Raw genomic sequence first — 26,532 nt, 5'->3', positions numbered from 1 at the left:
CGAGAATTGGTTCGTGATCTCCCGAATCGATCTGCGCGGTGACGCCCTCCCCGAAGGGCCCGCCCTGCGCGACCTGCTGCCCCGAGCCGACTTCGACGTCTCGGCCGCCCTGGAGAAGGTGCGGCCGATCTGCGAGGCCGTGCATCATCGGGGCGACGCGGCGCTGATCGACTTCGCCGAGAAGTTCGACGGCGTGCGGCTGGAATCGGTACGGGTTCCGGCGCAGGCGCTCAGCGACGCGCTGGAGCAGCTCGACCCGGCGGTGCGCGCGGCCCTGGAGGAGTCCATCCGGCGCGCCCGGCTCGTCCACCGCGAGCAGCGCCGTACGACCCACACCACCCAGGTCGTGCCCGGCGGCACGGTCACCGAGAAGTGGGTGCCGGTCGACCGGGTGGGGCTCTACGCGCCCGGCGGGCGGTCCGTCTACCCGTCGTCCGTGATCATGAACGTGGTGCCCGCACAGGAGGCGGGCGTCGAGTCCGTCGCGCTGGCCTCCCCGCCGCAGGCGGACTTCGGCGGCCTGCCGCACCCGACGATCCTCGCCGCCTGCGCGCTGCTCGGCGTCGACGAGGTCTACGCCGTCGGCGGTGCCCAGGCCGTCGCGATGTTCGCCCACGGCACCGAGTCCTGCGCCCCGGCCAACATGGTCACCGGGCCCGGCAACATCTGGGTCGCCGCCGCCAAGCGCTACTTCACCGGCAAGATCGGCATCGACACCGAGGCCGGCCCGACCGAGATCGCGGTCCTCGCCGACGACACCGCCGACCCGGTGCACGTCGCCGCCGACCTGATCAGCCAGGCCGAGCACGACCCGCTCGCCGCCGCCGTCCTGGTCACGGACTCCGTGACGCTCGCGGACGCCGTCGAGAAGGAACTCGAACCGCAGGTCGCGGCCACCAAGCACATCGAGGACCGGGTCGCCCCGGCGCTGGCCGGCCGGCAGTCCGCGATCGTCCTCGTCGACGGCATCGACGAGGGGCTCAGGGTCGTCAACGCCTACGGCGCCGAGCACCTGGAGATCCAGACCGCGGATGCCGCCGCGGTCGCCGACCGGGTGCGGAACGCGGGCGCGATCTTCGTCGGACCCTGGTCGCCTGTGTCGTTGGGCGACTACGCGGCCGGCTCCAACCACGTACTGCCGACCGGGGGTTGCGCCTGCCACTCCTCCGGCCTGTCCGTGCAGTCCTTCCTGCGCGGCATCCACATCGTCGACTACACGCGCGACGCCCTGGCGGACGTAGCGCATCACGTGGTGACGCTGGCGGAGGCGGAGGACCTGCCCGCGCACGGTGCGGCGGTCAAGGCGAGGTTTGTCGGAGACGAACAAATGTCGCGTGGTTGGAAGGTGCCCGGCAAGTGAGCTTCGGAATCGACGATCTTCCCGTACGGGACGAGCTGCGCGGCAAGTCCCCTTACGGCGCGCCCCAGTTGGACGTCCCCGTACGGCTGAACACCAATGAGAACCCCTACCCGTTGCCCGAGGCACTGGTCGACCGGATCGCCGAGCGTGTCCGCGAGGCCGCCCGCGACCTCAACCGCTACCCGGACCGGGACGCGGTCGAGTTGCGCACCGAGCTGGCCAACTACCTGACGAAGACCGGCAGTTACCGGGTCGGCGTCGAGAACGTGTGGGCGGCCAACGGCTCGAACGAGGTCATCCAGCAACTGCTCCAGACCTTCGGCGGACCCGGCCGTACGGCGATCGGCTTCGAGCCGTCGTACTCGATGCACGCGCTCATCGCGCGGGGCACGGGGACCGGTTGGATCTCCGGCCCGCGCAACGAGGACTTCACGATCGATCTCGCCGCCTCCGAGCGCTGGATCGCCGAGAACAAGCCCGACGTCGTGTTCGTCACGACCCCCAACAACCCCACGGGCAACGCCGTTCCGCCCGAGACGGTGCTCGCGCTGTACGAGGCCGCGCAGGCCGCCAAGCCGTCGATGGTGATCGTCGACGAGGCGTACATCGAGTTCAGCCACGGCGACTCGCTGCTGCCGCTGCTCGAAGGTCGGCCGAATCTCGTCGTCTCGCGGACGATGTCGAAGGCGTTCGGCGCGGCGGGCCTGCGCCTCGGCTATCTCGCCGCGCACCCGGCCGTCGTCGACGCCGTCCAACTCGTACGGCTGCCCTACCACTTGTCGGCCGTGACCCAGGCGACCGCGCTGGCCGCCCTGGAGCACACCGACACACTGCTGGGATATGTCGAGCAGCTGAAGTCCGAACGGGACCGGCTGGTGGGCGAGTTGCGTGCACTCGGGTGTGAAGTCGTCCCGTCCGACGCGAACTTCGTGCAGTTCGGGCGGTTCGCGGACTCGCACACCGCCTGGCAGAAGATCCTCGACCAGGGCGTCCTGGTCCGGGACAACGGCATCCCGGGGTGGCTGCGGGTCTCCGCCGGAACCCCCGATGAGAACGACGCGTTCCTCGACGCGGTCCGTGAGTTGACGAAGGAGCAGAGCACATGAACCGCGTAGGACGGGTGGAGCGGACGACCAAGGAGACGTCGGTCCTCGTCGAGATCGATCTCGACGGGCACGGCAAGGTCGACGTGTCGACAGGAGTCGGCTTCTACGACCACATGCTCGACCAGCTCGGCCGGCACGGTCTGTTCGACCTCACCGTGAAGACCGAGGGCGATCTGCACATCGACTCGCACCACACCATCGAGGACACCGCCCTCGCCCTCGGCGCCGCCTTCAAGCAGGCGCTCGGCGACAAGGTGGGGATCTACCGCTTCGGCAACTGCACGGTTCCCCTGGACGAGTCCCTGGCCCAGGTGACCGTCGACCTTTCCGGCCGCCCGTACCTCGTGCACACCGAGCCCGAGAACATGGCGCCGATGATCGGCGAGTACGACACCACGATGACCCGGCACATCCTGGAGTCCTTCGTCGCCCAGGCCCAGATCGCCCTGCACGTGCACGTGCCGTACGGGCGCAACGCGCACCACATCGTGGAGTGCCAGTTCAAGGCCCTCGCCCGCGCCCTGCGCTACGCCTCCGAGCGCGACCCGCGCGCGGCCGGCATCCTCCCCTCCACGAAGGGCGCGCTGTGACCGGCCTCTCCAGCCTCCTGATCGTCGTCGGACTCTTCCTCCTCGGCGGGGTCTACTCCTTCGTCAAGCAGAAGATGCCGCGCCAGCTCATCGTGCTGGTCTCCATCGCCGCCGCGATGTGTCTGGTCGCGGGGGTCATGCGGTTGGCGGTGTGGAGTTGAGCGCGGCGAAGAACGCTTCCAAGAAGGTCGTCGTCTTCGACTACGGCTTCGGGAACGTCCGTTCCGCCGAGCGTGCCCTCGCGCGCACGGGTGCCGAGGTCGAGATAACGCGTGACTACGACAAGGCCATGAACGCGGACGGCCTGCTGGTGCCCGGCGTCGGTGCCTTCGCCGCCTGCATGCAGGGCCTCAAGGAGGCGCGCGGCGACTGGATCGTCGGGCGCCGACTGGCCGGCGGGCGCCCGGTGATGGGCATCTGCGTCGGCATGCAGATCCTGTTCGCGCGCGGCATCGAGCACGGCGTGGAGACCGAGGGCCTGGACGAGTGGCCCGGCTCCGTCGAGCCGCTCCAGGCCGAGATCGTGCCCCACATGGGCTGGAACACCGTGGACACCCCGGCGGGCTCCCAGCTCTTCGCGGGCCTCGACGCGGACGCGCGCTTCTACTTCGTGCACTCCTACGCCGTCCACGACTGGTCCCTCGACGTCGTGAACCCGGCGATGCGCGCCCCCCTGGTGACCTGGTCGACGCACGGCAAGCCCTTCGTGGCCGCCGTGGAGAACGGCGCCCTGTGGGCCACGCAGTTCCACCCCGAGAAGTCCGGCGACGCCGGAGCGCAGCTGTTGAACAACTGGATCGGAACCCTCTGATGTCTTCCCAGTCCTCAGTAAGGCTCGAACTCCTCCCCGCCGTGGACGTCCGCGACGGCCAGGCCGTCCGCCTCGTGCACGGCGAGTCCGGGACCGAGACCTCCTACGGCTCCCCCCTGGAGGCCGCCCTCGCCTGGCAGAGCTCCGGCGCCGAGTGGCTGCACCTCGTCGACCTGGACGCCGCCTTCGGCACCGGTGACAACCGCAAGCTCATCGCCGAGGTCGCCGGCGCCATGGACATCAAGGTCGAGCTGTCCGGCGGCATCCGCGACGACGACACCCTCGCCGCCGCCCTCGCCACCGGCTGCACCCGGGTGAACCTCGGCACCGCCGCGCTGGAGACCCCGGAGTGGGTCGCCAAGGTCATCGCCGAGCACGGCGACAAGATCGCGGTCGGCCTCGACGTACGCGGCACGACCCTGCGCGGACGCGGCTGGACCCGCGACGGCGGCGACCTCTACGAGACGCTGGACCGCCTCAACTCCGAGGGCTGCGCCCGGTACGTGGTCACCGACATCGCCAAGGACGGCACCCTCCAGGGCCCCAACCTGGAGCTGCTGCGCAACGTCTGCGCGGCGACCGACCGCCCGGTCGTGGCCTCCGGAGGCGTGTCCTCCCTGGACGACCTGCGGGCCATCTCCGAGCTGGTCCCCCTCGGCGTCGAGGGCTCCATCGTCGGAAAGGCCCTGTACGCGAAGGCGTTCACCCTGGAAGAGGCTCTGGAGGCGGTGGCCCGGTGACCGAACTACGACGCGTGTCGACCGGCGCCCCCTGGGAGGACGCCTTCGGCTACTCCCGCGCGGTGCAGCTGCCCAACGGCCTGGTGCTGGTCTCCGGGTGCACGTCGATCGTGGACGGCGAGATCGCCGGGGGCGGTCCCTACGAGCAGACGGTCAACGCGTTCAACGTCGCGTTCTCGGCGCTGGAGCAACTGGGTCTCGGCCCCGCCGATGTGGTGCGCACCCGTATGTACATCACCCACGCCCGGGACGTCGAGGACGTGGGCCGCGCACACAAGGAACTCTTCGACGCGATCCGGCCCGCCGCGTCCATGATCATCGTGTCCGGCTTCGTCGACCCGAGCCTGGTCGTCGAGGTCGAGGTGGAGGCGTTCCGGGATCCGGTGGCGCAGGGCGGGGAGGCCTCGTCATGACCCTCGCCGTACGAGTCATCCCCTGCCTGGACGTGGACAACGGCCGGGTCGTCAAGGGCGTCAACTTCCAGAACCTGCGCGACGCGGGCGACCCCGTCGAGATGGCCAAGGTCTACGACGCCGAGGGCGCCGACGAGTTGACCTTCCTGGACATCACCGCGTCCTCCGGCAACCGCGAGACGACGTACGACGTGGTCCGCCGCACCGCCGAGCAGGTCTTCATCCCGCTCACGGTCGGCGGCGGCGTCCGCACGGCCGAGGACGTGGACAAGCTGCTGCGGGCGGGCGCGGACAAGGTCGGCGTCAACACGGCGGCGATCACGCGCCCCGAGCTGATCCGGGAGATCGCGGAGCGGTTCGGGCGGCAGGTGCTGGTGCTGTCGGTGGACGCGCGCCGTACGGAGTCGGGTTCCTTCGAGGTCACCACCCACGGCGGCCGCAAGGGCACCGGCATCGACGCCGTCGAATGGGCGCACCGGGCGGCCGAGTTGGGGGCGGGGGAGATCCTGCTCAACTCGATGGACGCGGACGGTACGAAGGACGGCTACGACCTGGAGATGATCGCGGCGGTGCGCAAGCACGTGACCGTGCCGGTCATCGCCTCCGGAGGCGCGGGCAAGCTCGCGGACTTTCCGCCGGCGGTGGCGGCGGGGGCGGACGCGGTGCTGGCGGCTTCCGTCTTCCACTTCGGTGATCTGCGGATCGGCGAGGTCAAGCAGGCGCTGCGGGAAGCGGGTCACCCGGTGAGGTGACCTTCTTGGACACGCTGTAAGCCCCGGCTGCCTGGCGGTCGGGGCTTACTTGTGCGGAGATGCAAAATTTAAGTTGCGCAAAATATGTTGCGCAACTTTTCTTTCCTATCTAGCGTGGGACGCATGACCTCGAAAGAGACCCGTGCCATCACCGATCTGGGGACGCTCAAGGCGTTCGCGCACCCGCTGCGCATCAAGCTGTACCGGGCGCTGCACATGGCCCGTACCGCGACCGCCTCGCAGCTCGCCGAGCAGGTCGACGAGGCCGTGTCGCTGGTCAGTTACCACCTGCGCAAGCTCGCCGAGCACGGGCTCATCGAGGAGGCCGAGCGGCAGGGCGAGGACGGCCGGGAGCGCTGGTGGCGGCCGGCCTCGGAGGGGCTGACCGTGCGGCACGAGGACGTCAAGGACGCCCCCGAGAAGCTCGCGGCCCAGGGCGCGCTCACTCGCATCCTGCTGGAGCAGCGCGTCGACCTCTACCGGCGCCACCTCGACGAGTCCGAGTCCTGGACCGACGAGTGGCGCTCGGCCGGCTTCGAGGGCGAGTACCTCCCGCGTCTGAACGCGTCCGAACTCGCCGAACTGCAGGGCGAGTTGGACACCCTGATCAACAAGTACCAGGCCAGGGGACGAGCCGCCGAGACGGCGGGCGACACCCAGGGCCGCGAGAACGTCGCCATCCACCTGTACGGCTTCCCGTTCCGTGCCTGAGAGGAAGACCTCCCGTGACCGGCACCCTCATAGCCCCCGCCGACGCCCCCGGCCGCGCCGCCCACCGCGACCCCAACGTCCTGCGCTGGCTCGCCGCCTACACGTCCTCGATGGTCGGCGACAGCGTGTACTACATCGCCCTGTCCTGGGCGGCCGTACAGCAGGGTTCGCCCGCACAGGCCGGTGCCGTGATGGCGGTGAGTGCCGTGCCGCGGGCCCTGTTGATGCTGGGCGGGGGAGTGATCGCCGACCGGTTCGGGCCGCGCAGGGTGGTCATCGGGAGCGACACGGTGCGCTGCGCGGCGGTGCTGGCGGTGGCCGCGCTGCTGTTCCTGACGAGCCCGGGACTGTGGCCGCTGGCGCTGCTCGCCGTGATGTTCGGAACGGTCGACGCCGTGTTCATGCCGGCCGTGGGCGCACTCCCCGCGCGCGTGACGAGCCGCGACCAACTCGCGCGCGTGCAGGGCATGCGGGGGCTCGCCATCCGCTTCGCCAACGTCGTCGGCGGTCCGCTCGGCGGCCTGGGTGTCGCGATCGGCGGCGCGGCGACGGCGTTCGCGTTCGCCGGGCTGCTGATCGCGGTGTCGGTGCCGCTGCTGATCTCCGTACGGATGCGGGAACTGCCCAGGGACGACAAGGCCGACGCGCTCGGTGGCACCGCCGATGCGGGTGCTGCCGCGGGCGGTCGTGGCCCGGCGCCCGGCGTAGGTGCCGTAAGTGCGGCCGACTCCGAAGCGCGTGGCGCCACCGCCCCCGCCCCTGACAAAGCCGACGCCCGCCCGGCATCCCCTGTCGACGACCTCCGGGCCGGCCTGCGCTACATCAGGGGCCACCGTGTCCTCGCCCCGCTGATGCTGGCCATCGCGCTGGGGGACCTCGGTTTCGTGGGCCCGCTCAACGTGGGCCTGACGCTGCTGGCGGACGAGCGCGGGTGGGGCGCGTCGGGCATGGGCTGGGTGCTCTCCGGCTTCGGGGTCGGTGCAGGGGCGGCGGCCCTCCTGCTGACCGTGCGGGGCCGGCTGCCGCACGCGGGGTGGCTGGCCGGCTGCTCGATCGTCGCGGGCTCCGTCGCCATCGGTGCTCTCGCCTTCGTCCCGAGCGTCCTCGCGGCCGTCGGCGTCGCGCTGCTCGTCGGGCTGCTCGCCGGTCTCAGTGGAGCCGTGTGCGGCGCCCTGCTGCAGACCCAGGCCGACCCCGCCTACCTGGGCCGGGTCACCGCCGTCTCCGGCCTGGTCAGCCTCGGGTTCGCCCCGCTGAGCATGCCGCTGTCGGCCGCGGCGATCGGCGTGTGGGACACGGGCCCGGTGTTCGTGGTCAGCGCGGTGGTCTGCGGTCTTGGCGGGGCCATCGCGCTGTGCGTCCGCGACCTGCGGCGGGCCGAACTGCCCGGATGACCCGGCCTGTTGACCGTGTTGACAACCGCGGGCTCAGATCCCCAGCTGCTTGGCCTCCTGGAGCTTGGCGATCGCGTTCTCGTCGCCGTCCAGCTCCACCTTGGCCACGCTCTGCCGCCCGTGCGCGAACAGCAGCAGCTCCGAGGGCTCACCGGTCACTGTCACGACCGGCGCCCCCTTGTGGGCGACCGCCGTCTGACCGTCGGGCCGGCGCAGCACCAGCCCGGTCGGCGCGCCGCGGCCCATCAGCCGGGCCATGCGCTCCAGCCGCGCCCACAGGGCGTCCTGGAACACCGGGTCCAGCTCGCGCGGCGTCCACTCCGGCTGTGCCCGCCGTACGTCCTCCGTGTGGACGTAGAACTCGACCGTGTTGGACGCCTCGTCGAGCTGCTTGAGCTGGAACGGCGAGAAGCGCGGCGGGCCCGTACGGATGAGCTGGATCAGCTCCTCGTACGGCTTCGCCGCGAACTCCGTCATCACCCGCTCCAGTCGCGGCGCGAGCTGCTTGATCATGATGCCGCCGGCGGCGTCGGCGCGGCGCTCGCGCACCACCACGTGCGCGGCGAGGTCACGGGTTTGCCACCCCTCGCAGAGAGTCGGGGCGTCCGGGCCCGCGGTCTCCAGGAGATCGGCGAGAAGAAGTCGTTCACGCTTGGCGAAGGTCGACATGCCGTCAGCCTACGACCGCCGGGAGGGTCCGCACAGTGGACGCCCGGCCAGGACTGTCAGTGCGGCGCGGCACAATGGCCCCATGACCAGCAAGCCCCAGCCCAGCAGCCTCGATCCCGAGATCGCCGCCCGCCTCAAGCGCAGCGCCGACGGGCTCGTCCCCGCGATCGCCCAGCAGTACGACACCGGTGAGGTGCTCATGCTCGGCTGGATGGACGACGAGGCGCTGCACCGCACCCTGACGACGGGCCGCTGCACGTACTGGTCCCGCAGCCGCCGCGAGTACTGGGTGAAGGGCGACACCTCCGGCCACTTCCAGCACGTCAAGTCCGTCGCCCTGGACTGTGACGCCGACACGGTCCTCGTGAAGGTCGACCAGGTCGGTGCCGCCTGCCACACCGGCGCCCGCACCTGCTTCGACGCGGACGTGCTCCTCAAGGACGGCGCTGATTCCAGTGCCGCCCCCGTGGAAAAGTAGGGTCAGCCGCCATGGACCTTGAGACGTTCCGCAAGCTGGCCACCGACCGTCGCGTCATCCCGGTCACCCGCAAGCTCCTCGCCGACGGTGACACCCCGGTCGCCCTCTATCGCAAACTGGCCGCGGAGCGCCCCGGCACCTTCCTCCTGGAGTCCGCGGAGAACGGCCGCTCCTGGTCCCGGTACTCGTTCGTCGGCGTCCGCAGCGCGGCTACGCTCACCGCGCGCGACGGGCAGGCCCACTGGCTCGGCACCCCGCCCGTGGGCGTCCCGGCCGACGGCGACCCGCTCGCCGCCCTGCGCGCGACCATCGAGACCCTGCACACGCCCCACCAGGAGGGCCTGCCGCCCTTCACCGGCGGCATGGTCGGCTATCTCGGCTACGACATCGTCCGCCGCCTGGAGAAGATCGGCCCCGGCGAGCGCGACGACCTCAAGCTCCCCGAGCTGACCATGCTCCTCACCAGCGACCTCGCCGTGATGGACCACTGGGAGGGCTCGGTCCTGCTGATCGCCAACGCGATCAACCACAACGACCTCGACACCGGCGTCGACGAGGCCTACGCGGACGCGATCGCCCGCCTCGACGCCATGGAGGCGGACCTCTCCCGCGCGGTGGCCCAGCCGCCCGCCCAGCTCCCGCCCTCCGAGCTGCCCGAGTACACCGCATTGTGGGGCGGCCCCGACTTCAAGGTGGCCGTCGAGGACATCAAGGAGCGCATCCGCGCGGGCGAGGCCTTCCAGGTCGTCCCCTCCCAGCGCTTCGAAACACCGTGCACGGCAAGCGCGTTGGACGTGTACCGGGTGCTGCGGGCGACCAACCCGTCGCCGTACATGTACCTGTTCCGCTTCGACGGCTTCGACGTCGTCGGCTCCTCCCCGGAGGCCCTCGTCAAGGTCGAGGACGGCCGCGCGATGGTCCACCCGATCGCCGGCACCCGGCACCGCGGCGCGACCCCGCAGGAGGACCAGGCCCTCGCCGACGAACTCCTCGCCGACCCCAAGGAGCGCGCCGAACACCTCATGCTGGTCGACCTCGGGCGTAACGATTTGGGCAGGGTCTGCGAGCCCGGCTCGGTCGAGGTCGTCGACTTCATGTCCGTCGAGCGGTACTCCCACGTGATGCACATCGTCTCGACGGTGACCGGCCGCGTGGCGCCCGGCCGTACCGCCTTCGACGTCCTCACGGCCTGCTTCCCGGCCGGCACCCTCTCGGGCGCGCCCAAGCCCCGCGCGATGCAGATCATCGACGAACTGGAGCCGTCCAGAAGGGGGTTGTACGGCGGCTGCGTCGGCTACCTCGACTTCGCGGGCGACTCCGACACCGCCATCGCCATCCGTACGGCCCTGCTCCGCGACGGCACCGCCTACGTCCAGGCGGGCGCCGGCATCGTCGCCGACTCGGACCCCGAGATGGAGGACCAGGAGTGCCGCAACAAGGCGGCGGCGGTCCTCCGCGCCGTGCACACGGCGAACCGGCTCGGGCAATAGGACGAGGGTCATATGAACCCCGGGTGACGGTTCGCCCGGGGTTCGAGCGATAGTGGAGCACGTGACTGCTGCTGTTCCTCACCCCCGTTCCGAAGGCGAAGGCCCCGCCGCGCGCGCCGGCCGCCGCAGCCTTGCCGTGGCCCTGCTGAGCGGTGCGCTCGGCGCGGCCGTGGCGCTGCTGGCCACCCGTCAGCGCTGGTCGATGGGGACCGCGACGGTGGCCGGCGACGCGTTCCCGCTGTCCGCCAAGGGCAGCGACGTCACGGGCGTGCCCGCGGCGCTCGCCATAGTGGGCCTCGCCGCGCTCGTCGCCGTCTTCGCCGTCCGCAGGGCGGGCCGCTTCGCGGTCTCCGCCCTTCTCGCGCTCTCCGGCGCGGGCATCGTCGCCGCGGCCCTCCTCGGCGCCACCGACAGCTCCGCGCTCGACGACAAGGCCGCGCAGGCCTCCGGCGACACCTCGTCCGTCGTCCACGCCTTCGACCACACCGCCTGGCCCTACGTCGCCGCGGTCGGCGGCGGCCTGATCCTGCTGGCCGGCCTGCTCGCCCTTCTCTACGGCCGCCGCTGGCCCGCGATGTCGGGCCGCTACGAACGCAACGGCACGCCGCGCCCCCGGCGGGCTCCTGTGGTGGACCCCGACCGCCCCGAGGACATCTGGAAAGCCCTGGACCGCGGTGAGGACCCCACCGGGGCATAGCCCTTTCCCGAGATCCGCCGACGCGCGCGTGCACCCACCCCGAAGCACCGCACCCGCGCGCGTGCGGAACAATGAAGCGTGAGCGTCTGCTCACACACGTACACAGCAACGAGGAGCACGTCATGGCGGGCAACAGCCACGGTCACACTTTGGCCGCCTGGACCGGTACCACCATCATCTTCATCGGATTCCTGGTCGGCGGCGCCTTCATGGTCATGGCACAGCCGATCGGCTTCTGGGCCGGTATGGCGATCGCGGTCATCGGCGGCATCGTCGGCTGGGTCATGAGCGCGATGGGAATGGGCATGCCCAAGGACCGTCCCCAGGACCTGACCGAGCTGCTCGGCAAGACGGCGCACGCCGACAGCTGAGCCGTAGGCAGTAGCTGTCAGCCACCACTTCGTGGAGGGGCGGTCCCGGGAGCACCGGGAACCGCCCCTCACGCGCGCGTGCCGCACGAAAGGGCCAGGGGGCACAATGCGAGACGTGAACGCCGACAGCCAGCGCATGCCGAAGACGCACGCCCCCGGTACCGCCCCGGATACCGCCTCCGTACTGAACCGCGTCGCCGTGCCCGCCGCCGTCCTCGCGACCGTCGCCGGAGCCTTCGCCTACGTCGGCACGGTCGACCCGAACCAGCCAGGCCACTACCCCGTCTGCCCCCTGTACCGCTTCACCGGCCTGTACTGCCCCGGCTGCGGCGGCCTGCGCAGCGCGCACGAGTTCATCCACGGGGACTTCCTGGCGGCGCTCCAGGACAACGCGATCGCCGTAGTGGGCTATCTGGCCTTCATGGTCGTATGGACCGTCTGGGTGGTCCGTGCGGCGCGCGGCCGGCCCGCGCGGATCGAACTCGGCAGGGTCCAGCTGTGGGGTCTGGGCGCGTTGGTGCTGGTCTTCACGGTTGTCCGGAACCTGCCGTTCGGTGGCTGGCTACACCCTTGATCAACCGACACATGTCCAGGTAGTGGGACCGGCGTCAACCGGATGCGAGGGCTACGCCTTCCTCCGGATACCATCGAGGTAGATGTGACCATGGCTTTTCCACCGTCCGGAAGGGGGCCGCTCGCGTGAGTGTGCTCGACGAGATCATCGACGGAGTCCGTGCGGACCTGGCGGAACGGCAGGCGCGCGTCAGCCTCGACGAACTCAAGGAGCGCGCGGCGAAGGCTCCCGCGGCCAAGGACGGTGTCGCCGCCCTGCGCGGTGACGGCGTCAAGGTCATCTGCGAGGTCAAGCGCTCCAGCCCCTCCAAGGGCGCGCTGGCCGCGATCGCCGACCCGGCGGGCCTCGCCGCCGACTACGAGGCGGGCGGCGCCGCCGTCATCTCCGTCCTCACCGAACAGCGCCGCTTCGGCGGCTCCCTCGCCGACCTGGAGGCCGTCCGCGCGCGGGTGGACATCCCGGTCCTCCGCAAGGACTTCATCGTCACGTCGTACCAGCTCTGGGAGGCCCGGGCCTACGGCGCCGACCTCGCCCTGCTGATCGTCGCGGCCCTGGACCAGCCGGCCCTGGAGTCCCTCATCGAGCGCGCCGAGTCGATCGGCCTCACGCCGATCGTCGAGGTCCACGACGAGGACGAGGTCGACCGAGCGGTCGACGCCGGCGCGAAGATCATCGGCGTCAACGCCCGCAACCTCAAGACCCTTGAGGTCGACCGCGGCACCTTCGAGCGCGTCGCCCCCGAGATCCCGGCCCACATCGTCAAGATCGCCGAGTCCGGAGTCCGCGGCCCCCACGACCTCATCGCCTACGCCAACGCGGGCGCCGACGCGGTCCTGGTGGGCGAGTCCCTGGTCACCGGCCGCGACCCGAAATCGGCGGTGTCGGATCTGGTGGCGGCGGGGGAGCACCCCGCACTCCGCCACGGCCGCGGCTGATCGGCCGGTAGGGTCTCCTCCGATGACGCTCTCACTGACACCCACGGACCGGTACGCCCGCCTGGCGCGCGGCTGCCGGCCCCGTGGTTGCCGCGCGCCCGCGAGGCGGGTTCACGGTCGGCGAGTGCGTTACGTCATCGGGGACGAGCCTGGACAGGTAAACGGCATGCGATGGCGCCCCTTCAGGGGCGCGGGGCTGTATTTGATTTGCGGCTACCGCCGCGCGGGCGCGACCAGCCACGGCCGGCCCGCAGCCAACTAACAACCCCCCGCCCCACGGCGCTTAGTGTCTCCACAAACACTCACCGTGAGGTTTCCGCATGCCCAGCGAGTTCTTCATCCCAGACCCCGACGGCCAGATCCCCAGCGCCGAGGGCTACTTCGGCGCCTTCGGCGGCAAGTTCATCCCGGAGGCCCTCGTCGCCGCCGTGGACGAGGTGGCCGTCGAGTACGACAAGGCCAAGCACGACCCCGAGTTCGCCCGCGAGCTGGACGACCTCCTCCTCAACTACACCGGCAGGCCGAGCGCGTTCACCGAGGTGCCCCGCTTCGCGGAGCACGCGGGTGGCGCGAGGATCTTCCTCAAGCGCGAGGACCTGAACCACACCGGTTCGCACAAGATCAACAACGTCCTCGGCCAGGCCCTGCTCACCAAGCGCATGGGCAAGACCAGGGTCATCGCGGAGACCGGCGCCGGCCAGCACGGTGTCGCGACCGCCACCGCGTGCGCGCTGTTCGGTCTCGAATGCACCATCTACATGGGCGAGATCGACACCCGGCGCCAGGCGCTGAACGTGGCCCGGATGCGCATGCTCGGCGCCGAGGTCATCGCCGTGAAGTCCGGCAGCCGCACCCTCAAGGACGCGATCAACGAGGCGTTCCGCGACTGGGTCGCCAACGTCGACCGCACGCACTACCTCTTCGGTACGGTCGCCGGCCCGCACCCCTTCCCGGCCATGGTCCGCGACTTCCACCGGGTCATTGGTGTCGAGGCCCGGCGCCAGATCCTGGAGCGCGCCGGGCGCCTCCCCGACGCGGCGATCGCGTGCGTCGGCGGCGGTTCGAACGCCATCGGCCTCTTCCACGCCTTCATCCCGGACGCGGACGTACGCCTCATCGGCTGCGAGCCCGCCGGGCACGGCGTCGAGACCGGCGAGCACGCGGCCACGCTGACCGCCGGTGAGCCGGGGATCCTGCACGGTTCGCGGTCCTACGTCCTCCAGGACGAGGAGGGCCAGATCACCGAGCCGTACTCGATCTCGGCCGGACTGGACTACCCGGGCATCGGCCCCGAGCACTCCTACCTCAAGGACAGCGGGCGCGGCGAGTACCGCGCGATCACCGACGACGCCGCCATGCAGGCCCTGCGCCTGCTGTCGCGCACCGAGGGCATCATCCCGGCGATTGAGAGCGCCCACGCCTTGGCGGGCGCGCTGGAGGTCGGCAGGGAGCTGGGCAAGGACGGGCTGATCGTCGTCAACCTGTCCGGGCGCGGCGACAAGGACATGGACACGGCCGCGCGGTACTTCGGCCTGTACGAGACCGATGCCGAAGTCGCGGCGAACGCGGCCGACGTCGCGGAGATCGAGGGGGACGCCAAGTGAGCGGCAACATCCGGCTGTTGAGCGACACCCTCGCCGCCGCGAAGGCCGAGGGACGGGCCGCGCTCATCGCCTATCTCCCGGCCGGGTTCCCGACCGTGGACGGCGGTATCGAGGCGATCAAGGCGGCCTTCGACGGCGGCGCGGACATCGTCGAGGTGGGCCTTCCGCACAGCGACCCCGTCCTCGACGGCCCCGTCATCCAGACCGCGGACGACATCGCCCTGCGCGGCGGCGTCAAGATCGCGGACGTCATGCGCACGGTCCGCGAGGCCCACGCGGCGACCGGCAAGCCCGTACTCGTCATGACGTACTGGAACCCGATCGACCGCTACGGAGTCGAGCGTTTCACCGCCGAGCTGGCCGAGGCGGGCGGCGCCGGGTGCATCCTGCCCGACCTGCCCGTGCAGGAGGCGGGGCTGTGGAGGGAGCACGCCGAGAAGCACGGGCTCGCCACGGTCTTCGTGGTCGCGCCGAGCAGCAAGGACGCCCGCCTCGCCGAGATCACCAAGGTCGGCACCGGCTTCGTCTACGCCGCCTCGCTCATGGGCGTCACCGGCACCCGCGCGTCCGTGGGCGCGCAGGCGCAGGACCTCGTCGAGCGCACCCGGGCCACCACCGACACGCCCGTGTGCGTTGGACTCGGCGTCTCGAACGCCCAGCAGGCCGCCGAGGTGGCCCGCTTCGCGGACGGCGTGATCGTCGGCTCGGCCTTCGTCAAGGGGATGCTGGACGCGCCGGACGACGCGGCCGGCGTCGAGGCGGTCCGCGTGCTCGCCGGTGAACTGGCCAAGGGCGTGCGCGGACAGGCATAGCGCATCGGCGTAAAGGAACAACCGTCCCTCGTATGGGTGGACCTGGGACCGGGGAGGCGCGCTGCGCCTCCCCGGTTCGTTCTGCGGGTGTGAGCGAGAAGAACCGTGACGGAAAGCGCACCGCCCGCGAGCGGCTGGCGGTCGAGCGTGAGAAGCAGAAGACCGCGGAGAGGCGGCGGCGCACGCTGATCGTGGCCGCGAGCGTCGTCTGCGTGCTGGGTCTTGCATCGGTGGTCGGCGTCCTCGCCGCGAACCACGGCAAGGACGACAGCGGCAGCAGTAAGGCGGGCCCGGTCGTGGCACCCTCCGGGGCGACCGGCAAGGACAGCCTGGCGATCCAGGTCGGCAAGGACACCGCCAAGCCGACGCTCACGGTGTGGGAGGACTTCCGCTGCCCGGCCTGCCAGGCCTTCGAGACGGCGTACCGCTCCACACTCCACGAGCTGACGGACTCCGGGCAGCTCAAGGTGCAGTACCACCTGGTCACGATCATCGACGGCAACCTCGGCGGCACCGGCTCCAAGCGCGCGGCCAACGCGGCGGCCTGCGCCCAGGACGCCGGAAAGTTCCGCGACTTCCACGACGTGCTGTACGAGAACCAGCCCAAGGAGACGGACGACGCGTACGCCGGCAACGCCAAGCTGATCGAGCTGGCGGGCAAGGTGAAGGGCCTCGACACGCCCGCCTTCCAGAAGTGCGTCAACAGCGGTACGCACGACAGCTGGGTCACGAAGTCGGCCGCCGCGTTCCAGGCCGGCGGATTCACCGGCACCCCGACCGTCCTCTTCGACGGCAAGAACATCTACGCGGACCAGACGATGACCCCGGCGAAGCTGAAGCAGCTGGTCCAGGCGGCGAACAAGGGGTAGCGAGGGGTAAGCGGGCGGGCCGGTTTTCATACCGGCCCGTTATGGAGCCGTAGCCGGGCCGCTTGCCGCGGTCGCGGTCCGGCACGGTAGCGTCGACCCTGCCATGGAACTTGCCTACATTCCCAGCCCGTCGCGCGGGGTCATCCACCTCGGCCCCATTCCGCTGCGCGGTTACGCGTTCTGCATCATCATCGGCGTCTTCGTCGCCGTCTGGCTCGGCAACAAACGCTGGGTCGCCCGCGGCGGCAAGGTCGGGACGGTGGCCGACATCGCTGTCTGGGCCGTGCCGTTCGGCCTCGTCGGCGGTCGCCTCTACCACGTGATCACGGACTACGAGCTGTACTTCAGCGAGGGCCGCGACTGGGTGGACGCCTTCAAGGTGTGGCAGGGCGGCCTCGGCATCTGGGGCGCGATCGCGCTCGGCGCGGTGGGTGCGTGGATCGGCTGCCGCCGCCGTGGCATCCCGCTGCCCGCCTGGGCCGACGCCCTCGCCCCCGGCATCGCCCTGGCCCAGGCCATCGGCCGCTGGGGCAACTGGTTCAACCAGGAGCTGTACGGCCGCGAGACGCACCTCCCCTGGGCACTGCACATCACGTCCTCGACGGACGGCCGCGTCCCGGGCTACTACCAGCCGACCTTCCTGTACGAGTCCCTGTGGTGCGTCGGCGTCGCCTTCCTCGTCATCTGGGCCGACCGCCGCTTCAAGCTGGGCCACGGCCGGGCGTTCGCGCTCTACGTCGCCGCCTACTGCGTGGGCCGCGGCTGGATCGAGTACATGCGCGTCGACGACGCCCACCACATCCTCGGCCTGCGGTTGAACGACTGGACCGCGATGATCGTCTTCCTGCTCGCGGTGACGTACTTCGTGATCTCGGCGAAGAAGCGCCCGGGCCGCGAGGAGATCGTCGAGCCGGACACGGAGACGGACGCGGAGGCCTCCGGCGGTGACACCGACAGCGACGACAGCGCGGCGACCTCGGAAGACGAGCCGAAGGAAGACGCGGACGCCAAGGAAGCGGACGTAGAGACCGAAGTGGACATGAAGAAAGACGAGGCCGAGTCGGCCAAGAAGGGCTGACGGCCGGTTCTACGACGATGAGGGCGCCCCGTGTTTCACGGGGCGCCCTCATCGTGCTCAGGTGCGGCGCGCCAACGTGAGCGTTCGCTGCGCCGCCGCGACCACCGCCGCGTCGATGAACCGTCCGTCGGGCAGGGCCTGGGCGCCCTCCTCCCGCATGGCCGCCTTGACGATCGTCTCGGCCTGTTCGATCTCCTCGTCCGTCGGGAGGAACGCGCTCTCGATGACCGGGAGTTGACGGGGGTGGATCGCCGCGCGGCCCAGGAAGCCGAGGGCCCGTCCGTGTGCGCAGGAGGCCGCCAGGCCCTCCAGGTCGCGGATGTCCGGGTGGACGGACTGGGGCGGCGGGGCCAGACCCGCGGCCCGGGCGGCGACAATCACCCGGGAGCGGGACCAGTCCAGGCCCGCGTCGTCGCGTACGCCCAGGTCGGCCCGTAGATCCGCCTCGCCGAGCGCGATGCCGTGCACGGAGGAGTGCGCGGCGGCGATGGAGAAGGCCCGCTCGATGCCGAGGGCCGTCTCCAGGAGGGCGTACAGGGGGAGTTCGCGGGTCTTTTCCGCTACGGCTACGACGTCCTCGGCGGCCGTGACCTTCGGGAGCCGTAGGCCGGACACGCCCGGGAGGGGTGCGAGCGTGCGGAGATCGTCGGCCGCCCAGGGGGTGTCCAGGGCGTTCACGCGGACGTGGACGTTGAGTTGGGGTTCTGAGAGAAGCTCCGCCGTGGCCGCGCGGGCGTAGGCCTTGCGGTCCGGGGCTACCGCGTCCTCCAGGTCCACGACGACCACGTCCGCGCCGGCGGCGAGGGCCTTGGCGACGACCGGGGGGCGGTCGCCTGGGACGTAGAGCCAGGTCAGGGGGTGCGGGGTCACAGGGCGCCCGCCTGGCGGAGAGCGGTCAACTCGGTTTCGCTCAGGCCGAGTTCGGTCAGGACCGTGTCCGTGTCGGCGCCGTGGGGGCGGCCGGTCCAGCGGATCGCGCCGGGGGTGGCGGAGAGGCGGAAGAGGACGTTCTGCATGCGGAGGGGGCCGAGTTCGGGGTCGTCGACGGTGGTGATCGTGCCGAGGGCCTGGTACTGCGGGTCCGTCATCACGTCCCGTACGTCCTGGATGGGGGCGACCGCCGCCTCCGCCTTTTCGAACGCGGCCAGGACCTCGGTGCGGGTGCGCCGCGCGATCCAGTCGCCGACCGCCGCGTCCAGGACATCGGCGTGTTGGGCCCGTTCCGCGCCCGTCGCGAACCAGGGCTCGTCGATCAGTTCCGGGCGGCCGACCAGGCGCATCACGCGCTCGGCGATCGACTGGGCCGAGGTGGAGACGGCGACCCAACTGCCGTCCGCCGTACGGTAGGTGTTGCGCGGGGCGTTGTTCTGCGAGCGGTTGCCGGTGCGCGGCTGGACGTGGCCGAGCTGGTCGTACCAGAGGGGTTGCGGGCCCAGCGCGGTGAGGATCGGTTCGATGATCGCCATGTCGACGACCTGGCCCTCGCCCGTGCGGTCGCGGGCGGCCAGCGCCGTCATCACCGCGTACGCCGTCGCCAGGCCCGCGATCGAGTCGGCGAGGCCGAACGGCGGGAGCGTCGGGGGCGCGTCCGGTTCGCCGGTGATCGCGGCGAAACCGCTCATCGCCTCGGCGAGGGTGCCGAAGCCGGGGCGGTGCGCGTAGGGCCCGAACTGGCCGAAGGCGGTGACCCGGGCGAGCACCAACTTCGGGTTGGCGGCGGAGAGTTCGGCCCAGCCGAGGTCCCATTTCTCCAGGGTGCCGGGGCGGAAGTTCTCGATGATCACGTCGGCGGTCGCGGCGAGCCGGAGGAGGATGTCGCGCCCGCCCGGCTTCGACAGGTCGAGGGTGATCGCGCGCTTGTTGCGGCCGAGCAGCTTCCACCACAGGCCGATGCCGTCCTTCGACGGGCCGTGGCCTCGGGAGGGGTCGGGCTTGGCCGGGTGCTCGACCTTGATGACCTCGGCGCCGAAGTCGCCGAGCATGGTGGCGGCGAGGGGGCCGGCGAAGAGCGTCGCGAGGTCGAGAACGCGCAGCCCTGACAGGGGAGTTGTGGTCGTCGTGTCGGTCATGAGGCGTACTGCTTCTCGATCTCCGCGCGGTACGGCATCGACGCCGTCGCGCCCGGCCGCTGCACGGACAGGGCCGCAGCCGCTGCCGCCCAGGCCAGCGCGTCCCGCATCGGGCGGCCCTCGGCGAGCGCCACGGCCAGCGCGCCGACGAAGGTGTCGCCCGCGCCGGTCGAGTCCACCGCGGTCACTTGAGGCGCGGGCACGGTGAACGGTTCGGCGCCCCGGGCCGCGTAGAGGCTGCCCGCAGCGCCCAGGGTGACGATCACCTCGGGCACCTGGTCGAGCAGGGCCGCCGCCGCCTCGCGCGGGTCGGTGCGGCCGGTGAGGGCGGTGGCCTCGTGCTCGTTGGGGACCAACAGGTCTACGGCGGCGAGGAGTTCGGCGGGCAGTGGCTGGGCGGGCGAAGGCGTGAGGATCGTCCGGACGCCGTGGCGGCGGGCCGCCTCCGCGCCCGCGGTCACCGCGGCGAGGGGGATCTCCAGCTGGAGGAGCAGGGCGTCGGCCGTGGCGATCGTGGCCTCGTCGCCGGGGGCGAGGTGGTCGACGGTGCCGTTGGCGGCGGGGATGACGACGATCGCGTTGCCGCCCTCGTCGTCCACGACGATGTGCGCGGTGCCGGACGGGCCCTCGACGGTGCGCAGATGGTCGGTGTCGACACCGGAGTGTTCGAAGGTGGCGCGGAGTTGGGCACCGTAGGCGTCGTTGCCGACCGCGCCGACGATCGTGACGTCCGTCGCGCCCGCGTGGGCCGCGGCGATCGCCTGGTTGGCGCCCTTGCCGCCGGGGATCGTGCGGAACTCCCGTCCCGTCACGGTCTCTCCGCGCTGCGGGGCCTTCGCCACGTAGGCGACGAGGTCCATGTTCGTGCTGCCGAGCACGGCGATGTGGGTCATGGGCGGGCGGTCTCCTGATGGGTGAGCCGGGCGAGGGTGTCGAAGCCGATGCCGTTGAAGTCGCCTACGGAGGTGGCGAGTCGGTTCTTGAGCGGGGTCGTCCAGCGGTCGGGGAGCGGGGTGTCCGAGAGAAGGGCGGCGATGCTGCCGACCGTCGCGCCGTTGGAGTCGGTGTCCCAACCCCCGGACACCGCACGGCAGATGGAGCCGGTGAAGTCGCCGTCCGCGTGGGTGAGGGCGGCGGCGATCAGGGCGGTGTTGGGGATCGCGTGGACCCAGTGGTGGGTGGGGGAGTAGGTGGCGTGGAGTTCGTCCACGACCTCGTCGAAGTCCCGGTGTTTCCGGGCCAGTTGGAGGGCGTGGTGAATCGCTTTGGCCAGGCGGGAGTCGGGCGGTACGACCGTTAGGCCGGTGCGCAGGCAGGTGTGGATGTCGTGGGTGCCGGTGGTCGCGGTGGCGATGGTGGCCGCCGTGAACATCGCCGCGTAGACGCCGTTCGCGGTGTGGGTCAACGTGGCGTCGCGGTGGGCCTGTTCGGCTGCCGCGCCGGGGTTTCCGGGGTTGGTCCAGCCGTGTACGTCGGCGCGGATCAGGGCGCCGATCCATTCGCGGAACGGGTTGCGGTGGCGGGCCGTTCGCGGGGGTTCCAGGCCGGTGAGGAGGTTGCGGTAGGCGATGCGTTCGGCGGTGAAGGTGCGGCCTGCGGGGAGTTCGTCCAGCCAGAGCTTCGCCACGTCGGCGGTGGTGAAGTCCTTGCCGTGGCGCTGTAGCAACAGGAGGTTCAACAGGGGGTAGTTGAGGTCGTCGTCCTCGGGCATGCCGTCGATGTTCTCGGCGAGGGAGGTGGGGGCGGAGCGGCGGTTCCAGGGGTGGGCGGCGAGGAGTTCGGCGGGGACGCCCCGGGCGGTGAAGTAGGAGTTCAGGGGCCAGTTGCCGGTGGCGCGGGCGAGTTGGCGGATGGCGTCGAGGGGGAGCTTCTCGACCGGTTTGCCGAGGAGGCAGCCGACGGCGCGGCCCAGCCAGGCGGCCTGGAAGCGGGCCGGGCGGGGAGAGCGGGGCGAGAGGGGCGGGGAAGTGGCTTGTGGGGTGGGCCAGTTGGGGCAGAGGGATCTGATGCGTGCCAGGTCGGTGGGTTCCTGGTCCGTCAACCTGCTGGGCAGGTCGGCCAGTTCGTCCAGCAGGTCCTCGGCGAGCAACCGGAGGTAACGGGTGGGGGGTCGGGCCGACGCGCCCGCCCGTTCCGGTGCCTCCGCTCCGCCCGCCGCTCGCCAGCGGGCCGCGATCGCGGACGGTTCGCGTCCGTCCTGGGCGGCCTGGCACAGCTCGTGGCCGAGTAGATCCTCCGGCTGGACCCAGGTCAGTCGGAGCACTTCAGCCCTACGATCTCGGTGAACGCGGCCTCGTGGGCACGGCGTCGGAGGACATCGCGTTCGAAGAGCTCGCGGGTGACGGCGGTGAGGGTGGCGGCCGGTTCCCAGAGGTCCAGGCGGCTGGCTTCCGCGACCGTCTTCGACCAGTCCTGCGGGACCGTGGAACCGAGGGCGCCGGCCACCGCGCCGGCCATCGTCGCGATCGAGTCGCAGTCCCGGCCGTAGTTCACCGAACCCAGCACCGCGTGGCGGTAGTCGCCGCCGGAGACCACCAACATGCCCAGGGCGACCGGGAGTTCCTCGATCGCCTTGGTGCGGGAGGGGCGGCGGGCGTCCAGGGAGGGGGCGCGGTAGTCGGGGCCGACCGTGTCGTACGGCGTGATCGCCTCCCGTAGGGGGACCAGCGCCGACTCGAAGTCCGAGTAACGGGCGGCCACTTCGCAGACCTGCTCGATGGCGGTGCGGGTGCCGTCCTTCGCCAGGGCGAGGCAGGCGGCCACGACCGAGTCGGGGGTGGCGCCCGGTACGCAGGCCGCGGCCACCGCCGCCGCGAAGACACCGGCCGCCTCTCGGCCGTACGACGACTGGTGGGCGCCCGCGATGTCGAGGGCCTCGGCGTAAGCGGCCGCCGGATGGGCCGCGTTGACCAGGCCGACCGGGGCCATGTACATCGCCGCACCGCAGTTGACGATGTTGCCGACGCCTGCTTCGCGGGGGTCGATGTGGCCGTAGTGGAGGCGGGTCGCGAGCCATTTCTCGGCGAGGAAGATGCGGTGGAGGGGGATGGCCTCCGCCTCCAACTCCGGGATCCAGCGCGGGTTCCGCATCAGGTCCGGGACGAGGTGGTCGGCGACGGAGTAGGCGTCGAGGTGGTCGCGGACCTGGGCGTAGACCCGTACGAGAGCGTGGGTCATCAAGGTGTCGTCGGTGACGTGACCGTCGCCCTTGTGGTAGGGGGCGATGGGGCGGGCGGTGCGCCAGGCTTCGCCGTTCCAGGGGCCGACGATGCCGTGGACGCGGCCCGCGTGGCGTTCGAGGATCTGGTCGGGGGAGTAGCCCTCTACGGGGCCGCCGAGGGCGTCGCCGACTGCGGCGCCCACCAGGGCTCCGGTGATCCTCTCTTCGAGGCTGGTTTCCAGCTCTTTAGGTTCTTTGAGTTCTTTGGGTGGCATGCACCGAATCATCCTCCTGGTGGGGGCGGTTGTGTGGCTTCCAGGAGTTCGGCGAGTTCTACGAGGTCCGTGCCGGTGAGGCGGGGGAGGGCGCAGCCGGAGAGGGTGCGGCAGGCGTCCCGCCAGGTCGACGGGATTGCCTCGCCGCCGCTCAGTGCTCCGGTGAGGGCGCCTGCCAGGGCCGGTGCCGAGTCGGCGACCCGGGAGAGGCAGGCCGCTGCGGGGACCGCTTCCGCGATACGGCCGCGGGCCGCTGTCGCCAACGCGAGGGCTACCGGGACGGTTTCGGCGGCCGCGATTCCGTAGCTGTAGACGTGGTCGACGATCTGGTGTTCCAGGAGGGGGATCAGGGCGAAGGCGTTGTCGCTGTCCTGGGCCAACTTCAGGGCGTGGCGGGCGTTGCGGCCGATCTCCGTGGCCTCGGGGAGTTCGGCGAGGGCCGCTGCCACGCACTCGTCCACGTCCGCACCGACCAGGGCGAGGGAGAGGGCCGCCGCCATGGCTCTGGCGCCGTGGACTCCGTCGCCGTCCTGGGTGTAGTGGGCGTCGAACTCGGCGAGGGCGGCGGCGCGTTGGGGGTCGCCGGGGTGCGCTACTGCCAGTACGCAGGCTCTTACGCAGGCCGCGTCGTCGAAGTAGTGGGGGTTGTCGTGGCCGGTGGCGGGTGGGCGTAGGCCGGCTGCGAGGTTGCCCAGGCCGGCCCTTACCGAGATGCGGGCGCGGAGGGGGAGTACGGCGGACTCGACTTCCGGGGCGCGGTCCGCCGCTGCGGCGACCTCGCTGGCGATGGCGTTCCAGGTGAGGTCGATCGCGGCGCGGGTTCTGCGTTCCCTGCTGAGGTCGCCCAGGACTGTGTCGTCGCCGGCTCTTAGTACGGCTTCCGCGGCGAACGCTGCCCATTCGGCGTCGTCGGAGGGGCCCAGGCGTAGAGGCTCGGGGGGTTGGTTCAGGGCGATGGGGACGGGGAGGGTGGTGGTCGCGTTCTGTTCGGCGAAGGTGTCCAGCTCACGGGTGAGGCGGCGGGTCCACTCGGGCATGCGAGCGGCTCGGTGCCGTGCGGCGGGCCAACCGGCGGCGTCCCCTGCGGCCAGCCCGAGGAGCAGCCCCTCGATACGGCGAGCCTTGCGAACAGCCTCGGCTCCGCCATCGGCCTCTGAGCTCCCACCCGCACCGCCCGTACAACTTTCGTCGTCGGGTGCGGGTGACCCCTGTGGGGTGGAATCGCCGTCCGCGGCTGTCCCGTTGAGTGGGGTGGATTTGCCCTTGGTCGCCGGCTCCTTGAGCGGGGTGAGGTGGGGCGCGCGGACATGGAGGGTGGCCGTGGGTGGTGCCTGCGAAGCCAACTCGCCTTCCGCCGCCGCGAGTTCAGCCCCGTACGCGATCGGCCCCGAGACGCCGGCCCCGCTCTCCTGCTCCCTCACAACTGCACCTCGTCCTCATCCGCCGCCAGCACGTACTCCTGCTGATCCCGTTGCTCGCCTCGTGCCGCACCCCCCGCGCCCCACTTCCCGCCCTCCCCAGGTACCAGCAACTCCGCGATGTCCAGCACGTGATGGCCCGCCATCGCCGGTAGGCAGCTTCCCCGTGCCGGGCCGATCGCCGCTGCCCAGTCGAGCGGGATCGACGAGGCTCCCCGGGTCGCGCCTGCCAGCGCGCCCGCCACCGCAGCCGTCGTATCCGCGTCGCGGCCCATGTTCACCGCCGTGAGGACCGATTCCGTGAAGTCGCCGTCCGCTGCCGCGTATGCGCCGAAGGCGAGGGCTACCGCCTCCGGGGCCAGGTCGGTCCAGGGGTAGCCGCCGATGACCACCGCGGAGCGGACCGCTCGTTCGCCTCGGTGGGCCACCGCCACCGCTCGGCGGAGGGAGCGGGCCGTCCAGGAGTCGTCGGGGACTACCGCCAGGGCTGATGCCACTACCGCGATCGTCGGCGCTCCCGCCATCGCCGCGGCCACGCCCGCCGCGACCGCCTGGCCGCCGTAGATGCCCTCGCCGTCGTGGCTCACCGAACCGTCGATCGCGACGAGACGGGCCGCCTCCGCCGGGCGGCCCGCCGCGAAGACGCCGAAGGGGGCCGCGCGCATGGCCAGGCCGTCGCTCCAGGCGTGGCGGTGTTGGGCCGAGATGGGGGCGGCCAGGCCTCGGCGGAGGTTCTCCAGGGTGCCGCGTTCGCTGAAGCCCGCTCCCCGGAACGGGCCCTCGTCGCGGTCCGCGATCCACTCGTGCCAGGCCGCCTCCACATGGGTCGGCGTGAGGGCCGAGCCGTGGCGGGCGAGGAGGAGGCCGGAGAAGATCGCGTACTCCGTGTCGTCCGTGCCGGCCGGGTTCTCCGCGACGTAGCCCGTGATGCGGCCCCAACGGGCGCGGATCTCGGAAGGCTTCATGTTCTCCGCCGGTGCGCCCAGGGCGTCTCCCACCGCCAGGCCGAGCAGCGCGCCGCGCGCCCGTTCGCGGAGTTCGGTGGCGTTCTTGGGCGCCGGGACCGGGGGAATGCAGGCGATCGATGCCATACGCGGCCTCTCCTACGGGGTTCCCTCAGGGCGCCTCAGGGCGCGGAACCCTTTGCGGATGTCTCCCACGGGAGGCCTTCGGCAGAGCCTGACGGAGTGCAGCGTCACCCGGTCGACATTTGATTGGCTCACCGCACGTATGAGCGTTCGAGGGTAAAGCCGCAGGTTAGCCCAGCCTTTCCTTGCTGGTGGGCCTGAAATGAAAGTCGTATGTTGAGTGTTGTCAAAGAGTAGAACATGTCCAAAGTTAGCCTTTCCTTAGTTCCTTAGTTCCTTGGCTCCTTAGTTCCTGAACCTCCTGGGGGATCACCGCATGGCCATCATCGAGACCGAGGCGACGCTCCACGAGGCGCACCGCGACAACCACACCCACCGGGATGTGAACGGCGGCTGGCTGCGCCCCGCGGTGTTCGGCGCGATGGACGGTCTCGTCTCCAACCTCGCCCTGATGACCGGTGTCGTCGGCGGTGCCGTCAGTCATCAGACCGTCGTCATCACCGGGCTGGCCGGGCTCGCCGCCGGTGCCTTCTCCATGGCGGCCGGCGAGTACACCTCCGTCGCCTCCCAACGCGAGCTGGTCGAGGCCGAGTTGGAGGTCGAGCGGCGCGAGCTGCGCAGGCACCCGGAGGATGAGGAAGGGGAGCTTGCCTCGCTGTACGTGTCCCGCGGGGTCGAGCCCGTGCTGGCCCGTGAAGTCGCCCGGCAGCTTTCGCGCGATCCCGAGCAGGCCCTGGAGATACACGCCCGGGAGGAGTTGGGGATCGACCCCGGTGATCTGCCCTCGCCGCTCGTCGCCGCCGTGTCGTCCTTCGGGGCGTTCGCGCTGGGGGCGCTGCTTCCCGTACTGCCGTTCCTGCTCGGGGCGACCTCGCTGTGGCCGGCGCTGCTGCTCGCGTTCGTCGGGTTGTTCGGGTGCGGTGCGGTGGTGGCCCGGGTGACCGCGCGGACCTGGTGGTTCAGCGGGGTGCGGCAGCTCGCGCTGGGGGGTGCGGCGGCCGGTGTGACGTACGCCCTGGGCACCCTGTTCGGAACGGTCGTAGGATAGGTCGGCGCGCACTTATGCGC

At 71.2% G+C, this 26,532-nt stretch carries 30 protein-coding genes; 22 read left to right on the top strand and 8 right to left on the bottom strand.

The window, feature by feature from the left end; translation table 11 throughout:
- Positions 1 to 13 precede the first annotated feature (13 nt).
- The 10 genes from hisD (at position 14) to OG407_RS15220 (ending at position 7,877) form a co-directional block, all read left to right on the top strand.
- The gene (gene hisD / locus OG407_RS15265; RefSeq protein ID WP_405858455.1) at positions 14 to 1,360 is read left to right on the top strand and encodes a histidinol dehydrogenase; all 1,347 of its coding nucleotides are present in this window, start codon (positions 14 to 16) and stop codon (positions 1,358 to 1,360) included.
- Positions 1,357 to 2,466: a histidinol-phosphate transaminase gene (locus OG407_RS15260; protein WP_405858453.1), complete on the top strand. Its 1,110-nt coding sequence runs from the start codon at positions 1,357 to 1,359 to the stop codon at positions 2,464 to 2,466. Before hisD ends, OG407_RS15260 begins: the two co-directional genes overlap by 4 nt.
- Positions 2,463 to 3,056, top strand: coding sequence for an imidazoleglycerol-phosphate dehydratase HisB (gene hisB, locus OG407_RS15255; protein ID WP_043675308.1), 594 nt, complete (start codon positions 2,463 to 2,465; stop codon positions 3,054 to 3,056). The genes OG407_RS15260 and hisB overlap by 4 nt, the downstream gene beginning before the upstream one ends.
- Positions 3,053 to 3,217 carry a hypothetical protein gene (locus tag OG407_RS15250; protein ID WP_365307693.1) on the top strand — a complete coding sequence of 55 codons (165 nt, stop codon included), beginning with the start codon at positions 3,053 to 3,055 and terminating at the stop codon, positions 3,215 to 3,217. The genes hisB and OG407_RS15250 overlap by 4 nt, the downstream gene beginning before the upstream one ends.
- On the top strand, positions 3,208 to 3,867 hold the full coding sequence (gene hisH / locus OG407_RS15245; RefSeq protein WP_405858451.1) for an imidazole glycerol phosphate synthase subunit HisH: 660 nt from the start codon (positions 3,208 to 3,210) through the stop codon (positions 3,865 to 3,867). Before OG407_RS15250 ends, hisH begins: the two co-directional genes overlap by 10 nt.
- Positions 3,867 to 4,607, top strand: a complete 741-nt coding sequence (gene priA / locus OG407_RS15240; RefSeq protein WP_403595352.1) for a bifunctional 1-(5-phosphoribosyl)-5-((5-phosphoribosylamino)methylideneamino)imidazole-4-carboxamide isomerase/phosphoribosylanthranilate isomerase PriA — start codon at positions 3,867 to 3,869, stop codon at positions 4,605 to 4,607. The genes hisH and priA overlap by 1 nt, the downstream gene beginning before the upstream one ends.
- Complete coding sequence (locus OG407_RS15235; protein ID WP_405858448.1) at positions 4,604 to 5,020, top strand: RidA family protein; 417 nt, start codon at positions 4,604 to 4,606, stop codon at positions 5,018 to 5,020. The genes priA and OG407_RS15235 overlap by 4 nt, the downstream gene beginning before the upstream one ends.
- Entirely contained in the window at positions 5,017 to 5,772 is a 756-nt protein-coding gene (gene hisF, locus OG407_RS15230) for an imidazole glycerol phosphate synthase subunit HisF (protein ID WP_365307692.1), read from the top strand. The genes OG407_RS15235 and hisF overlap by 4 nt, the downstream gene beginning before the upstream one ends.
- 123 nt (positions 5,773 to 5,895) lie before the next feature.
- The gene (locus OG407_RS15225; RefSeq protein WP_405858446.1) at positions 5,896 to 6,483 is read left to right on the top strand and encodes an ArsR/SmtB family transcription factor; all 588 of its coding nucleotides are present in this window, start codon (positions 5,896 to 5,898) and stop codon (positions 6,481 to 6,483) included.
- A gap of 14 nt (positions 6,484 to 6,497) precedes the next feature.
- Positions 6,498 to 7,877, top strand: coding sequence for an MFS transporter (locus tag OG407_RS15220; RefSeq protein WP_405858444.1), 1,380 nt, complete (start codon positions 6,498 to 6,500; stop codon positions 7,875 to 7,877).
- Between the two features lie 33 nt (positions 7,878 to 7,910).
- On the opposite strand, the gene OG407_RS15215 is transcribed toward OG407_RS15220, so the two are convergent.
- Positions 7,911 to 8,546, bottom strand: coding sequence for a TIGR03085 family metal-binding protein (locus OG407_RS15215; protein WP_328683922.1), 636 nt, complete (start codon positions 8,544 to 8,546; stop codon positions 7,911 to 7,913).
- A gap of 82 nt (positions 8,547 to 8,628) precedes the next feature.
- Between OG407_RS15215 and hisI the strand changes: the two genes are divergently transcribed.
- The 11 genes from hisI to lgt all read left to right on the top strand — a co-directional run bounded on the left by hisI (position 8,629) and on the right by lgt (position 17,454).
- On the top strand, positions 8,629 to 9,024 hold the full coding sequence (gene hisI, locus OG407_RS15210) for a phosphoribosyl-AMP cyclohydrolase (RefSeq protein ID WP_405858442.1): 396 nt from the start codon (positions 8,629 to 8,631) through the stop codon (positions 9,022 to 9,024).
- An 11-nt stretch (positions 9,025 to 9,035) separates the two neighbouring features.
- Entirely contained in the window at positions 9,036 to 10,514 is a 1,479-nt protein-coding gene (locus OG407_RS15205) for an anthranilate synthase component I (protein WP_403595369.1), read from the top strand.
- 52 nt (positions 10,515 to 10,566) lie between these two features.
- Positions 10,567 to 11,211, top strand: a complete 645-nt coding sequence (locus OG407_RS15200; RefSeq protein ID WP_403595371.1) for a TIGR02234 family membrane protein — start codon at positions 10,567 to 10,569, stop codon at positions 11,209 to 11,211.
- Positions 11,212 to 11,333: 122 nt separating this feature from the next.
- The gene (locus OG407_RS15195; protein WP_403595375.1) at positions 11,334 to 11,582 is read left to right on the top strand and encodes an HGxxPAAW family protein; all 249 of its coding nucleotides are present in this window, start codon (positions 11,334 to 11,336) and stop codon (positions 11,580 to 11,582) included.
- 106 nt (positions 11,583 to 11,688) lie between these two features.
- Complete coding sequence (locus OG407_RS15190) at positions 11,689 to 12,156, top strand: DUF2752 domain-containing protein (protein WP_405858439.1); 468 nt, start codon at positions 11,689 to 11,691, stop codon at positions 12,154 to 12,156.
- Positions 12,157 to 12,281: 125 nt separating this feature from the next.
- Positions 12,282 to 13,091, top strand: a complete 810-nt coding sequence (gene trpC, locus OG407_RS15185; RefSeq protein ID WP_352183724.1) for an indole-3-glycerol phosphate synthase TrpC — start codon at positions 12,282 to 12,284, stop codon at positions 13,089 to 13,091.
- A gap of 22 nt (positions 13,092 to 13,113) precedes the next feature.
- A complete protein-coding gene (gene trpM, locus OG407_RS15180) occupies positions 13,114 to 13,353 on the top strand; it encodes a tryptophan biosynthesis modulator TrpM (protein ID WP_405858437.1) in 240 nt (79 codons plus the stop codon).
- Positions 13,354 to 13,411: 58 nt separating this feature from the next.
- Positions 13,412 to 14,695, top strand: a complete 1,284-nt coding sequence (gene trpB, locus OG407_RS15175; protein WP_405858435.1) for a tryptophan synthase subunit beta — start codon at positions 13,412 to 13,414, stop codon at positions 14,693 to 14,695.
- Positions 14,692 to 15,507: a tryptophan synthase subunit alpha gene (gene trpA, locus OG407_RS15170; RefSeq protein ID WP_405858433.1), complete on the top strand. Its 816-nt coding sequence runs from the start codon at positions 14,692 to 14,694 to the stop codon at positions 15,505 to 15,507. Before trpB ends, trpA begins: the two co-directional genes overlap by 4 nt.
- Positions 15,508 to 15,596: 89 nt before the next feature.
- Positions 15,597 to 16,376, top strand: coding sequence for a DsbA family protein (locus OG407_RS15165; RefSeq protein ID WP_405858432.1), 780 nt, complete (start codon positions 15,597 to 15,599; stop codon positions 16,374 to 16,376).
- A 103-nt stretch (positions 16,377 to 16,479) separates the two neighbouring features.
- Complete coding sequence (gene lgt, locus OG407_RS15160; protein ID WP_405858431.1) at positions 16,480 to 17,454, top strand: prolipoprotein diacylglyceryl transferase; 975 nt, start codon at positions 16,480 to 16,482, stop codon at positions 17,452 to 17,454.
- Between the two features lie 57 nt (positions 17,455 to 17,511).
- Here the strand turns inward: lgt and OG407_RS15155 are convergent, their stop codons facing one another.
- Genes OG407_RS15155 through OG407_RS15125 form a run of 7 tightly spaced genes read right to left on the bottom strand, consistent with a single transcriptional unit; the run spans position 17,512 to position 25,467 of the window.
- On the bottom strand, positions 17,512 to 18,324 hold the full coding sequence (locus tag OG407_RS15155; protein WP_405858429.1) for an HpcH/HpaI aldolase/citrate lyase family protein: 813 nt from the start codon (positions 18,322 to 18,324) through the stop codon (positions 17,512 to 17,514).
- A complete protein-coding gene (locus tag OG407_RS15150) occupies positions 18,321 to 19,523 on the bottom strand; it encodes a CaiB/BaiF CoA transferase family protein (RefSeq protein WP_405858428.1) in 1,203 nt (400 codons plus the stop codon). Before OG407_RS15150 ends, OG407_RS15155 begins: the two co-directional genes overlap by 4 nt.
- A complete protein-coding gene (gene rbsK / locus OG407_RS15145; protein WP_405858426.1) occupies positions 19,520 to 20,416 on the bottom strand; it encodes a ribokinase in 897 nt (298 codons plus the stop codon). The genes OG407_RS15150 and rbsK overlap by 4 nt, the downstream gene beginning before the upstream one ends.
- Positions 20,413 to 21,786 carry an ADP-ribosylglycohydrolase family protein gene (locus OG407_RS15140; protein ID WP_405858424.1) on the bottom strand — a complete coding sequence of 458 codons (1,374 nt, stop codon included), beginning with the start codon at positions 21,784 to 21,786 and terminating at the stop codon, positions 20,413 to 20,415. Before OG407_RS15140 ends, rbsK begins: the two co-directional genes overlap by 4 nt.
- On the bottom strand, positions 21,774 to 22,958 hold the full coding sequence (locus OG407_RS15135) for an ADP-ribosylglycohydrolase family protein (RefSeq protein ID WP_405858422.1): 1,185 nt from the start codon (positions 22,956 to 22,958) through the stop codon (positions 21,774 to 21,776). The genes OG407_RS15140 and OG407_RS15135 overlap by 13 nt, the downstream gene beginning before the upstream one ends.
- Before the next feature lie 8 nt (positions 22,959 to 22,966).
- Positions 22,967 to 24,379: an ADP-ribosylglycohydrolase family protein gene (locus OG407_RS15130; protein ID WP_405858420.1), complete on the bottom strand. Its 1,413-nt coding sequence runs from the start codon at positions 24,377 to 24,379 to the stop codon at positions 22,967 to 22,969.
- Complete coding sequence (locus OG407_RS15125; RefSeq protein WP_403595413.1) at positions 24,376 to 25,467, bottom strand: ADP-ribosylglycohydrolase family protein; 1,092 nt, start codon at positions 25,465 to 25,467, stop codon at positions 24,376 to 24,378. Before OG407_RS15125 ends, OG407_RS15130 begins: the two co-directional genes overlap by 4 nt.
- A 313-nt stretch (positions 25,468 to 25,780) precedes the next feature.
- Here OG407_RS15125 and OG407_RS15120 point away from each other — a divergent pair, with 313 nt between their 5' ends.
- On the top strand, positions 25,781 to 26,512 hold the full coding sequence (locus OG407_RS15120; RefSeq protein WP_405858418.1) for a VIT1/CCC1 transporter family protein: 732 nt from the start codon (positions 25,781 to 25,783) through the stop codon (positions 26,510 to 26,512).
- The last annotated feature ends 20 nt before the right edge of the window (positions 26,513 to 26,532 follow it).

The organism is Streptomyces sp. NBC_01515 (assembly GCF_045040345.1).
Taxonomy (GTDB): Bacteria; Actinomycetota; Actinomycetes; order Streptomycetales; family Streptomycetaceae; genus Streptomyces.
This window is presented reverse-complemented; position numbering and strand designations above follow the sequence as displayed.

Excerpts from the sequence above, each read along its gene's own strand:
- hisB (WP_043675308.1), top strand. The coding sequence starts at position 2,463 with ATGAACCGCGTAGGACGGGTGGAGCGGACGACCAAGGAGACGTCGGTC.
- priA (WP_403595352.1), top strand. The coding sequence starts at position 3,867 with ATGTCTTCCCAGTCCTCAGTAAGGCTCGAACTCCTCCCCGCCGTGGAC.
- hisF (WP_365307692.1), top strand. The coding sequence starts at position 5,017 with ATGACCCTCGCCGTACGAGTCATCCCCTGCCTGGACGTGGACAACGGC.
- OG407_RS15225 (WP_405858446.1), top strand. The coding sequence starts at position 5,896 with ATGACCTCGAAAGAGACCCGTGCCATCACCGATCTGGGGACGCTCAAG.
- OG407_RS15215 (WP_328683922.1), bottom strand. The coding sequence starts at position 8,546 with ATGTCGACCTTCGCCAAGCGTGAACGACTTCTTCTCGCCGATCTCCTG.
- hisI (WP_405858442.1), top strand. The coding sequence starts at position 8,629 with ATGACCAGCAAGCCCCAGCCCAGCAGCCTCGATCCCGAGATCGCCGCC.
- OG407_RS15205 (WP_403595369.1), top strand. The coding sequence starts at position 9,036 with ATGGACCTTGAGACGTTCCGCAAGCTGGCCACCGACCGTCGCGTCATC.
- OG407_RS15195 (WP_403595375.1), top strand. The coding sequence starts at position 11,334 with ATGGCGGGCAACAGCCACGGTCACACTTTGGCCGCCTGGACCGGTACC.
- OG407_RS15190 (WP_405858439.1), top strand. The coding sequence starts at position 11,689 with ATGCGAGACGTGAACGCCGACAGCCAGCGCATGCCGAAGACGCACGCC.
- trpM (WP_405858437.1), top strand. The coding sequence starts at position 13,114 with ATGACGCTCTCACTGACACCCACGGACCGGTACGCCCGCCTGGCGCGC.
- trpB (WP_405858435.1), top strand. The coding sequence starts at position 13,412 with ATGCCCAGCGAGTTCTTCATCCCAGACCCCGACGGCCAGATCCCCAGC.
- lgt (WP_405858431.1), top strand. The coding sequence starts at position 16,480 with ATGGAACTTGCCTACATTCCCAGCCCGTCGCGCGGGGTCATCCACCTC.
- OG407_RS15150 (WP_405858428.1), bottom strand. The coding sequence starts at position 19,523 with ATGACCGACACGACGACCACAACTCCCCTGTCAGGGCTGCGCGTTCTC.
- rbsK (WP_405858426.1), bottom strand. The coding sequence starts at position 20,416 with ATGACCCACATCGCCGTGCTCGGCAGCACGAACATGGACCTCGTCGCC.
- OG407_RS15135 (WP_405858422.1), bottom strand. The coding sequence starts at position 22,958 with ATGCCACCCAAAGAACTCAAAGAACCTAAAGAGCTGGAAACCAGCCTC.
- OG407_RS15125 (WP_403595413.1), bottom strand. The coding sequence starts at position 25,467 with ATGGCATCGATCGCCTGCATTCCCCCGGTCCCGGCGCCCAAGAACGCC.
- OG407_RS15120 (WP_405858418.1), top strand. The coding sequence starts at position 25,781 with ATGGCCATCATCGAGACCGAGGCGACGCTCCACGAGGCGCACCGCGAC.